Consider the following 9,154-nt stretch of genomic DNA (forward strand, 5'->3'; position numbering starts at 1 on the left):
GCTCTCCGACGGCGTTGTCTGCGAGGGACTATGAGCGGAATTAAGCAGCGAGCGCAGGGGGCAACCCTGGGCGCTGTGGCGTTGAGCCTGCTGGGAGCTATGCTGGCTCCTGGCTTTTTGCTGCATTTGCTGGATGCGTTTTTCTCGCTACACGAGGATTACGTTTTTTCCTGGGTGCGCGATGCGGGGGTCTCGGATGTTTATCTGATACTGCATGTGCTGCTGCTACTTGCCCTGCGGGCGGTGTTTACTCTGTTTTTCTTATGGTTGGCGTTCTGGCTCTTTCGGTCCGTCGATAAGACGCTCGTTATTTTTTCTCTCATCGGTGCGGTTGGCGTCTGGGCTATTGCCGAAGGGGCGTACTACTACCTTTATTGGCAGTTTACCCAGCCACTGGCTATCGGCATTCTGTCGCTTCTGGTAGTGACTTGCGTTGCGCTCGCGTGCTTTGACGAAAGACGGTAGTGCGGGCCGTGGACGGTTGTCGCTGCTGGGAATTAGCGACGACCCGGATTCCGATGTAGGGAATGTGGCGTCAATCTGCGCGAGCTAGCCCCGCTTCCTCTATTGCCTCGCCAAGCTCTTTCAACGCCTGCTCGGCGTCTTCGACCTCGTCGTAGTGCTGAACGCAGGCCGCGACGATCACGGCCTCGGGCGAGCTTGGGCGAATCACGCCGACGTTGCAGGCGCGCCTGATTTGGGTGCCGGTTTTTGCGCGAAAGGGGTGCCCGGCGGTAGGCCGGCCTGGATGCGGTCCTCTCCCGTGGTGACATTCTGCATATGCTCAAGCATTCGGGCTGTGTGTTCGGGTGTGAGTAAGTCGCCGTCGATCAAGCGCTCCAATAGCTCGCCGAAGGCTTCCAGCGTGCCGGAATTTAAACCCCGTTGGTAGTAGCGCTCGAAGGCTTCGTCGATGCTGGTGGCTTGTAGATGCTCGGGCGTTACCGAGAGTTGTTCTAGTAAACCGTCTAGGCGCTCTTCGCCTTGGGCGCTGGAGTGCAGATGCACGATATCCATGTTCGATAGCTGCGCGCTGTCCGGGTGTAGTTCGGCATAGGCGTCGTAGCGCACTTGCAGGATGGTGGTGATAGCGGAGAACCCTTCGGGGGCGATCTCGGTACGGATGTGTCGGTTGAGCTCGTCCTCGCCGAGGTGGCGAATGAGCATGTCGGTGGCGGTGCTGTCGCTATCGACCAGCATTCTCTCAAGCAGATCGGCAATGCTATGACGGCTGCCGGGTTGCTCCCACAGTAGGTCGCCGGCACCGTCGACGTAATCCGATTCGCGCAGGGTGAGCTCTTCGTCCAATGAGAGTTCGTCGGCTTCGACGGCTTGCAGAACGGCAATAGCAACCGGGACTTTGGTGGTGGAGGAGAGGTACCACATTTGCTCGGCGCGGTGACTTAGGCCGTTTTGGTCGCCGCGCCGTTTGAGGTAGACGCCGAGTTCGCCAGCCGTGTTGCGATCGATGCGTGCGATTGCTTCTTTTAGATCCTCCTGCCAGCCTTTAGCCGGTTGAGGATCTGCCGCTAGCGCGGCGCCGAAAAGGGTCAGAGCTAAGGCATACGGCAGCATAAGATTCCCTCCTTGGCATTAGCGCGTCCTTGCGCTGAGTTTGCTCAGGTGGCAGCGGTTATTTGGAATACACCGGATTCGGTGACTGCTTTGCCCACGGCGCGTAACGCTGCTTCCGAGCGGGCACGCGAGAGTTCGCCGCGAGTGCAGGCGGCGATGACGATGCGCCGGCCGTTGGCGGCCACTGTCGCCACGCCCATGTCGCAGGTACGTGCGTATTGGGTGCCGGTTTTATGCGCGAAACGCACGGATTCCGGTAGGCCGGCCTTGATGCGGCGATCGCCGGTTTGGATCCGGCTTAGCACGTCCATGAGGTAAGCGGTGCCGTCGGCTCCTAGCGCTTGGCCTTGGGCCAGGGCGGCGAGCAGCGTGCTAAAGGCGGTGAGCTGGCCACCGTTGAGATTGGTGGCGTAGTAACGTTCGAAGGCGGTGCGTAAATCGGCGACGGCAAAGTCGGTCGGCTCCACGTCCAAGATGGTGGCCAGCAGTGCGATTCGTTCCTGCTCTTGGTTGGCTTGCCGTAGGGCCAGAAAGTCTTTCGCTTGCAGGGTAAAGGCGCTTTCGTGGAACGCGCTGTAGGCATGACGCCGGACGTCGGCCAGGGTGGTTATTTCGCCCAGGCCTTCGGGTGCGAGTTGGCGCGCGGCGTTATTGACGGCGTCCAAGCCGACTTGGCGGATCAACACGTCGGTGGCGGTGTTGTCGCTGCGGACGAGCATCTGCTCCAAGAGAAAGCGCACGCTAAGTTCCGTGCCGGGCGGGTGCCAGTTGGTTTCGCCGGCGCCGTCGACGTAGTCGCTGGAGAGCAGGCGCAGCGTCGTGTCCAGCGAAAACTCGCCTTGCTCGATGCGGCGCATGACTTCGATCGCTACGGGCACTTTGATGCCGGAGGCCAAGTACCACGATTGCTCGCCCCGGAAGGAGACGGCGTCGCCGGTGGTGAGGTCTTGTACATAAACGCCCAGCTCGCCGGGATAATCGGTGTCGATTTCTATTAGCCGTTGTTCCAGGCGCTGTTTCCAGTCGGGCGCGGTGGCCGCTGCGTTACTGGCGAAGACGCTAAACAGTAGGGCAATAACCAGAAGGCGTAACGGGCGGCTTAGGTTTTGGCTCGAATCCATGCGGTGAGTTGTATCCATAAGGCGGTTGCGAGTAACAGGAGTAGGGTCAGCGTCATAGCGTAGGCGTAGGAGACCGAATGAAAGTAATCGAGCAGATAACGAAAGCCTACGAAGATGACGATGATGTGAAAGTAAAAGGCCTTTAGTGCATCCGAGCCTATTACGGTTATCGGTTTTAATGCTGTGGCCAATTTCTCAGCTCCAAGCACAGCCAGTGCGAGTACGAACAGCGCACCGCCAACGCTGAATAACATGAACATAAGCTCCGGCGGATGTTTGCCCTGGTTGCGGGCGATGGCCATCAATTCCTGTGGTAGATCGGTGCCGGCAAGGCCGAGAAAAATCACGATCAGCACAGCGGATGCCGCCGCGATGCTGCCTGCGAGTACGCGGCGGGCGAGCGGCTTGCGGTAGTAGCGGGCGATCAGTTCACCGAGCAAAAGCCCGACGAGGATCAAGGGGCCGCGGGCGAGCTGCCCCCAGGTGTAGTGATCCTCGTGTTCGACGAGTAGGGCTTGCAGCGGTTCGTTATTCCAGAAATGGAAGTGGTGATAGAGGTAATACCATAGCCCTACCATGACGACGGGGCTGGCGATGCGCAATGGTAAAGCCATGCGCTTCCATAGCGGTAGGAAAAACGGCACCCACAACAAGGCGATGGCGTAGAAACCGAGGATCTCCACATAGGAGGGGAAACTCTGGTAGAGCAGGGCATTGACGATGTCTTCCGGCTCGAACAGGTGCGACATTTCGACCACGGTGAGCAGTTTGTACCAGAATAGTATGATCACGCCGGTCAGCAGTAGCTTGAGCCGTCGGCGCGGCCAGTCTGCGGTGCCGACGTGAGGCAAAAAGCCACTGCTAATGCGACCCCGAATACCAGAATGAAGAGGGATGACGATATTTTGGTGACCAGGTGCACCGGCACCATGTGCCAGATCGGTATCTGGTCGAAAGAAAGCAGGCCGTTAACGCCGTGACTGACGATCATCAGGCTGACGGCCGCTCCGCGTGCCCAGTCGATGGCTCGGATTCGGCCATTATGGGCACCTACGGGGAAGACTTGGCGCGCTTGCACACCCACCGCTCCCGACATGCCGGACCGCCCTCGCTTATAGTTCACAGATGTTGATAATCGATAACTAAAGCTGGGGGTTAGGCAGCTGTTTCACCACCCGTGGCGGCTGTCAGGGCAGTGCCGGCGGCGGGAAAAGCCGCCGGCGCTGGTTGCGGGTTAATGCGGGTTTAAACAAACCCCGGATTGCCATAGCAGCCTGCTGCTAGAACGTTGCCGATATCCTTGCCCACAGGGTGCGACCCGGTTCGTTAATCGGGGTGTCTGCCGGGGTTAGGTAGCCGCCGCCGCTGCGTTGGATGTGTTCGGCATAGGCGCGGTCATATAGATTGTCGACGCCTGCGGTGGCGGTTATCTGTGGCGTGAGGCGATAGCCGCCGTAGAACGACATCGTGCCGAAGCCTGGGGTTTCGTCGCCGTCTACGCTGTAGATGGTGCCGAATCCCGGATGGATACGATCTTGCCGGGTGACGCCCCGAGCTACCGCACCGGCAAAGTAGCGACTGCCGTTGTAGTCGAGGCTTAGCGAGCCCTCAAGCGGCGGAGTTTGTGCCAATGGCCGGTTGTGGGTGTCGTTGGTGGCACGAACCCAGCTGAGGGTTGCCGTCGTACTCAACGTGGCGGTGAGTTGGAGAGTGGCGTCGAATTCCGCCCCGTATTGGGTGGCGTCGATATTGATAGCGCCTTCGCCGCCGTCACGGTAGTCGATCAGGATGTAATCGTCGAAGACACCGTAGAACAAGCTCGCATTGGCTTGAAAGCTACCGCTGCGAAAACCGGCGCCGACATCCACTTGGTTCAATACTTCGCTGTCGATATCGAAACGTCTATTGCGTTCCCAGAAATCGGGGGCGCGCTCGGCTCGGCCGATTCCGATATACGTCGATAACGGCATTAGCCGCAGATCGCGTTGATAACGGGCAAAGCCGCTCCATAGCGTGTTGCTGTCGCTTGCCTGGGCCGGCGTCCGGAGTTCGGTGACTTCGTTACGGTCGGCTCGCAGCCCGTAGGTGAAACGATCCTGCGACGTGAGCGTATGCTCTAGCTCGGCAAAAACGCCGTACTGTTCGAATTCCGCCGTGTCTTGGCGCGGGATGCCGGCAAAACTAGAGGCTTGCTCCTGCATCGCCATACGGGTGCGGTGCCTATCGTCGAGATAATCGGCACCGACCGTAAGCCAAGTGTTCTCGGTCGGGATTAAGGCGACATTTAAGCGGCCGCCACGCAGGCGGCGGTCCGGGTTCATGGCCCGCCGCATACCCTCGCGTAGCCGGAACTCATCCATTACGTGGTCGATGTGGTTGTAGTAAGCACGTGCTTCGACCTCTGCCAGCCAAGGCGTTAGATCGTAATGGCGAGCGACCAGTTGATAGCCGGTGCGGTCGAATAGGGTGCCGTCCATGCCCCGGTCGGCATAAGCGGCTTGGCCGTCGCTGCGATCGTAGCTGAATTCGATGCTGGTGCGTTCGGAAGGCGTCCAGCCGAGGATGGCGGTCGTGCTCCAGCGTTGGTATTCGGAATGGACCGTTTGGCCGTCGCCGTCTTCGTAGTTGTCTTGCCGGGAGACAGTGCCGATCAGGCGCGTGTAGCCGGTTTGGTCGCCGGCGCTTATGTCGGCCATCAGATCGTTACGGTCGAAACTGCCGACGGTAGTGCTGATCTGCCCGCGCACATCGGGCTCGTCGAAGCGAGGCGTGTCTCGCTCGAATCTCACCACACCGGCGGCGCTGCTCCCATAGCGTACGCTTTGCGGGCCTTTGATGATCTCGATGCGGTCGTAAGATTCCGGATAGACGTACGCGGTGGGCGGGTCCATTCGGCCGGCGCAGCCGCCAAGAATTTCGCTTCCATCGAGTTGCAGCCGCAGCCTGGAGCCGCCCAAGCCTCGCAGCTCCGGATCGCCGCTGGTGCCGCCTTTGCGGCTAGTCGTGAAACCGGGAATGGATTTTAGGTAAGAGCCGCCGTCGTGAGCCGGTAAGGGTAGGCGCGGTTGTTTGGGGTCGGTCTCTATGCGGCCGGCATCGATCATGCCGGGGGCGGTAATAACGACCGGTGCTAGCCGAGCGTGCTCCTCAGCCAAGGCGCTTGTGAAGGCGCCTGTCGTCAATAGGCCCACTACGGGGGGTACTACGAAACGATAAGGGCTCATCATGAGCATCGTCCTCTTTTTCTATTTCAGGCGCGCAGGGGCGCCTGCGATGGCGCAGCGCGATGCTTTTGCGCCAACAGATCATTCTTGTTAGCCACACTTGGGCCTTGCCGGTCACGTTGGTGGCAGGCCGCGGAGGCGACGAACGCATTTTGGTTAAAGACGTGGTGGGTTATGCGCTGGGCGGGGCACGGCCAGGAGGGTGAAGGAAAGCTCGGGTTCGGTAGCCAGTGCCTGCGAGGTTGGCAATGTGTTGAGTCGTGGCTGAGCTTAGATCGGCAGGGCGAGGTAACTCAGTCGCGACGACGGGAAGTTGCAGCAGCTTGCAGACTAAGCATTCGCAGCTTAAGTACTCGTGTAAGCCGCTGTCATGGTGGTCGATGGTTGCGCTTACAGTGGCCGCATGGCCCGTATGCGCTGCCGAATGAGAGCAGCTTGGGTCGGTCTGGGGTGGCGGGTGTGTTGCGTGCGCCGCGTGCAAGAGCGGTAGAAACAGCATGGCGATGGCGGCCGGCAGGAGCCAGAGGCTGAATCTTCGCCGTTTTCTATCTACCCAATGCACGTTTCTCTCGATGTATAGCGAACGGCAGACTGCCGTCAATACGCTTAGTGTGGGATGTGCGCTTGCCCCGTGCTTTGATTTTGATCAACCTCGTAACGGAGCTATGTCATCTGTATGTTGTTGGAAATCGTTATAACATAACGATACTTGGGCGGCGATTTCTAGTGGTTGCCGCTGGCGCGCATTATAGCCGATTTAGCTAGCGAATCGCTTAGGGTTGGCGACTGCGCGTCGGTAGGGGCAAACGCTTAGAGAGACGGCGGGTTCGGTTTTCCAGCGCTTTGCCGGTGCCATAGATCAAGGCTGCCGTGGTGAGTACCGTCATGGCCGCAGTGGCGGCTTTATGGTGAACGAGGTCGGTATAGAGGCTGCGTTCCAACACAAACGGGTAGTCGCTGCGCTCCTGGCCGTCCTGCTGGGGCTCGTAAAGGCTGCCTTTGCTGACGCCGAGCGAGGGTTTATTCGTGCGCTGTAGGTAAGGCATTAAACGCGACATGGTAAGGTCCATGAGTCGAGGCGCGACGTTGCCTAAGGTTGTGAGCGCTTTGCCGCCGGCACCGACTACCACATCGCGTACGTCGGTGGTGCAGGCGTGTAGGATCGCGTCGGCGACCGTATCGGGTGCGTACACCGGCGGCGGATTTTGCCCTTCGGTATCGAGGTAGTTGGCGGCGTGTTCTTTGTAAGGGGTGTCGATCGCTCCGGGTTTTATCAGGGTTACGGAGATCGGGGCACGTTCCTGCTCCAATTCCATACGAAGGGCGTCGGTAATGCCCATGACGGCGGCTTTGGATGCGCTGTAGATGCCTTGGATCGGAATGGCGCGTTCGGATAAGGCGCTGCCAATATTGATTAATTTGCCGCCATGGACGCGCAAGTGTTCGCAGGCTATTCGCGAGCCGTAGACAACTCCCCAGTAATTGGTGTCCCACAAACGACGTTGGTCTTCAATGGAAACCTGCTCGACTTTGCCGTAGATCGATACCGCCGCGTTGTTGATCCAGGTATCGAAGCCGCCGAAGTGTTTGATGGCGGTTTTGGCTAACTGTTGTACGTCCTTCTCGTTGCCGACGTCGGTCACGACGTAAATGGCTTGGCAACCTTTGTGCTGCAACTCCTCGGTTAAGTCTTTTAGCGCCGTCTCGTTCCGTGCGGCGAGAACGACTTTAGCGCCGTGCTGGGCGAGTCGCCGTGCCGTCACTAAACCGATGCCGCTGCTAGCGCCGGTAATGACCACGGTTTGTTCATGTAGCGGCTTCAGAATCGGTTTCGATTTCATGGCGATATCCTGATCTGCGCAGTGAGGGCTTGTAGTCGATGTGCGGCGATTGGCGGAGCCTCGCAAGGGGGTGTTCGTGACAGGCTGTCAGGTTTTTCGGTGCCTTACCGATAATCTTTATAAGAAGATTCTTAATCCTGCTTGATCGCAGGGGCAGGGATATATAACCAAAAGAAAAAGACTGCACACAGCAGCGAAGTACGAAGGCGATGGAGGCTGGTATGGCCCGAAGAAATACTAACGACGTGCAGGTTGTGATTGGTCGAGGCGTCGTTATCGTTAAGCGACCGGCCGACGGCGAGCGCTTGCTTGCGGTTATTCTGCAAACGGAAGGTGGCGCCGAACGGCCCACCCGGGTACGGCTTGACCGCCGTATTCACCGGCCGGGAGAAACGCGCTTAGGCGAGTGGGGCGTGGCGGGCGACTCGAATTCTGTCTTGGAACGTTTATCGGCCTGATTTTAAAAGTGAAAAACGTCTCGCGCAGCGATTTCGGAAGCGGTTTTTCGGCCTGCTGCCGCAGCCTTTCCCCTACAGCAATACCTGCTCTTCTGTCGTTGATCGGAGACAAGTCGATTCACATCTTCCTCAACCCTGGCATATAGTAGTGACGTGATGTGGCGTCGGGTTGGGGCGCCCTCACTGTACGGACGCACCGGAAGTACCAGGGGGAAATCGATGTGAAAATGAGGTCGACATTGTTCTTGTCGACCCTGCGGACGAGTTTCGTTTGTCCGTAGCGGGGTATTTGTATCGAGAGGGTTATCACGTTCAGGAGGTGAAGTCGGGGGCCGATTTTCAAAAACATTTAGAGCAAGCCGTACCGTCTTTGGCGATTCTCGAAGTGGACTTGCCTGACGCCGACGGTCTGAGTCTGGCGTTGGAAGCTAGCGAGAACTACGGTACGTCGATCATGTTTGTCACACAACGTACCTCGCCTTTCGACAGAGTTGCGGCTCTGGAGTTATGCGCCGACGACTATATCTGTAAACCGGTTGAGTTACGGGAGATCTTAGCAAGAGTCCGGAGTGTCCTGCGGCGTCGAGATACGGCGCGTAGCAGTGGGGGTACGCCGGTTTATAGCTTTTGTGGCTATACCTTGGATCTCATCCACCGCCGGTTATCCGATAATCGCGGCGAGCCGGTTCCCTTGACCGGCGGCGAGATGGCGTTACTGGCTGCGTTATTGGCCAGTAAAGGCCGCCCGATGAGTCGCGAACGTTTGCTGAGCATTATCAGTAAGCGGGACGTACACGATGTCGACGAACGCTCGGTCGATACATTGGTGCGTCGCTTGCGACGTAAAATCGAAGCGAACCCCGCCAGGCCTGCGCTGATTCAGACGGTGCATGGGGTGGGGTATCGGTTAGCGGCGGACTGAGCCGAGTGCAAAC

Annotated in this window: 11 protein-coding genes; 4 read left to right on the forward strand and 7 right to left on the reverse strand. The window is 58.6% G+C overall.

Annotated elements, in window-relative coordinates:
• Positions 1–30 precede the first annotated feature (30 nt).
• The gene (locus tag CAI21_RS18425) at positions 31–465 is read left to right on the forward strand and encodes a hypothetical protein (RefSeq protein WP_116303642.1); all 435 of its coding nucleotides are present in this window, start codon (positions 31–33) and stop codon (positions 463–465) included.
• Positions 466–535: 70 nt separating this feature from the next.
• Here the strand turns inward: CAI21_RS18425 and CAI21_RS23355 are convergent, their stop codons facing one another.
• The 6 genes from CAI21_RS23355 to CAI21_RS18445 form a co-directional block, all read right to left on the reverse strand.
• Entirely contained in the window at positions 536–673 is a 138-nt protein-coding gene (locus CAI21_RS23355; RefSeq protein WP_181919527.1) for a hypothetical protein, read from the reverse strand.
• A complete protein-coding gene (locus CAI21_RS18430) occupies positions 670–1,575 on the reverse strand; it encodes a serine hydrolase (protein WP_116303643.1) in 906 nt (301 codons plus the stop codon). Before CAI21_RS18430 ends, CAI21_RS23355 begins: the two co-directional genes overlap by 4 nt.
• Positions 1,576–1,619: 44 nt before the next feature.
• Entirely contained in the window at positions 1,620–2,696 is a 1,077-nt protein-coding gene (locus CAI21_RS18435) for a serine hydrolase (protein WP_116303644.1), read from the reverse strand.
• On the reverse strand, positions 2,675–3,547 hold the full coding sequence (locus tag CAI21_RS18440) for an OpgC domain-containing protein (RefSeq protein ID WP_220348816.1): 873 nt from the start codon (positions 3,545–3,547) through the stop codon (positions 2,675–2,677). The genes CAI21_RS18435 and CAI21_RS18440 overlap by 22 nt, the downstream gene beginning before the upstream one ends.
• The gene (locus tag CAI21_RS24210) at positions 3,493–3,792 is read right to left on the reverse strand and encodes a heparan-alpha-glucosaminide N-acetyltransferase domain-containing protein (RefSeq protein WP_220348819.1); all 300 of its coding nucleotides are present in this window, start codon (positions 3,790–3,792) and stop codon (positions 3,493–3,495) included. Before CAI21_RS24210 ends, CAI21_RS18440 begins: the two co-directional genes overlap by 55 nt.
• A 184-nt stretch (positions 3,793–3,976) precedes the next feature.
• Positions 3,977–5,923 carry a TonB-dependent copper receptor gene (locus tag CAI21_RS18445; RefSeq protein WP_258868104.1) on the reverse strand — a complete coding sequence of 649 codons (1,947 nt, stop codon included), beginning with the start codon at positions 5,921–5,923 and terminating at the stop codon, positions 3,977–3,979.
• Positions 5,924–5,982: 59 nt separating this feature from the next.
• On the opposite strand from CAI21_RS18445, the gene CAI21_RS24215 reads away from it, so the two are divergent.
• The gene (locus tag CAI21_RS24215) at positions 5,983–6,126 is read left to right on the forward strand and encodes a hypothetical protein (protein ID WP_220348821.1); all 144 of its coding nucleotides are present in this window, start codon (positions 5,983–5,985) and stop codon (positions 6,124–6,126) included.
• 567 nt (positions 6,127–6,693) lie between these two features.
• On the opposite strand, the gene CAI21_RS18450 is transcribed toward CAI21_RS24215, so the two are convergent.
• Positions 6,694–7,761, reverse strand: coding sequence for an SDR family oxidoreductase (locus CAI21_RS18450; RefSeq protein ID WP_116303645.1), 1,068 nt, complete (start codon positions 7,759–7,761; stop codon positions 6,694–6,696).
• Between the two features lie 221 nt (positions 7,762–7,982).
• Between CAI21_RS18450 and CAI21_RS18455 the strand changes: the two genes are divergently transcribed.
• A complete protein-coding gene (locus CAI21_RS18455) occupies positions 7,983–8,219 on the forward strand; it encodes a hypothetical protein (RefSeq protein WP_116303646.1) in 237 nt (78 codons plus the stop codon).
• Between the two features lie 169 nt (positions 8,220–8,388).
• Entirely contained in the window at positions 8,389–9,141 is a 753-nt protein-coding gene (locus CAI21_RS18460) for a response regulator transcription factor (protein ID WP_116303647.1), read from the forward strand.
• Positions 9,142–9,154 lie beyond the last annotated feature (13 nt).

The organism is Alkalilimnicola ehrlichii (genome assembly GCF_003399765.1).
GTDB lineage: Bacteria > Pseudomonadota > Gammaproteobacteria > Nitrococcales > AK92 > AK92.

What these genes read in the sequence shown, in the direction of transcription:
- CAI21_RS18445 (WP_258868104.1), bottom strand. Translation starts at nt 5,923, where the DNA reads ATGATGAGCCCTTATCGTTTCGTAGTACCCCCCGTAGTGGGCCTATTG.
- CAI21_RS18435 (WP_116303644.1), bottom strand. Translation starts at nt 2,696, where the DNA reads ATGGATTCGAGCCAAAACCTAAGCCGCCCGTTACGCCTTCTGGTTATT.
- CAI21_RS24210 (WP_220348819.1), bottom strand. Translation starts at nt 3,792, where the DNA reads ATGTCGGGAGCGGTGGGTGTGCAAGCGCGCCAAGTCTTCCCCGTAGGT.
- CAI21_RS18425 (WP_116303642.1), top strand. Translation starts at nt 31, where the DNA reads ATGAGCGGAATTAAGCAGCGAGCGCAGGGGGCAACCCTGGGCGCTGTG.
- CAI21_RS18430 (WP_116303643.1), bottom strand. Translation starts at nt 1,575, where the DNA reads ATGCTGCCGTATGCCTTAGCTCTGACCCTTTTCGGCGCCGCGCTAGCG.
- CAI21_RS18450 (WP_116303645.1), bottom strand. Translation starts at nt 7,761, where the DNA reads ATGAAATCGAAACCGATTCTGAAGCCGCTACATGAACAAACCGTGGTC.
- CAI21_RS24215 (WP_220348821.1), top strand. Translation starts at nt 5,983, where the DNA reads ATGCTTTTGCGCCAACAGATCATTCTTGTTAGCCACACTTGGGCCTTG.
- CAI21_RS18455 (WP_116303646.1), top strand. Translation starts at nt 7,983, where the DNA reads ATGGCCCGAAGAAATACTAACGACGTGCAGGTTGTGATTGGTCGAGGC.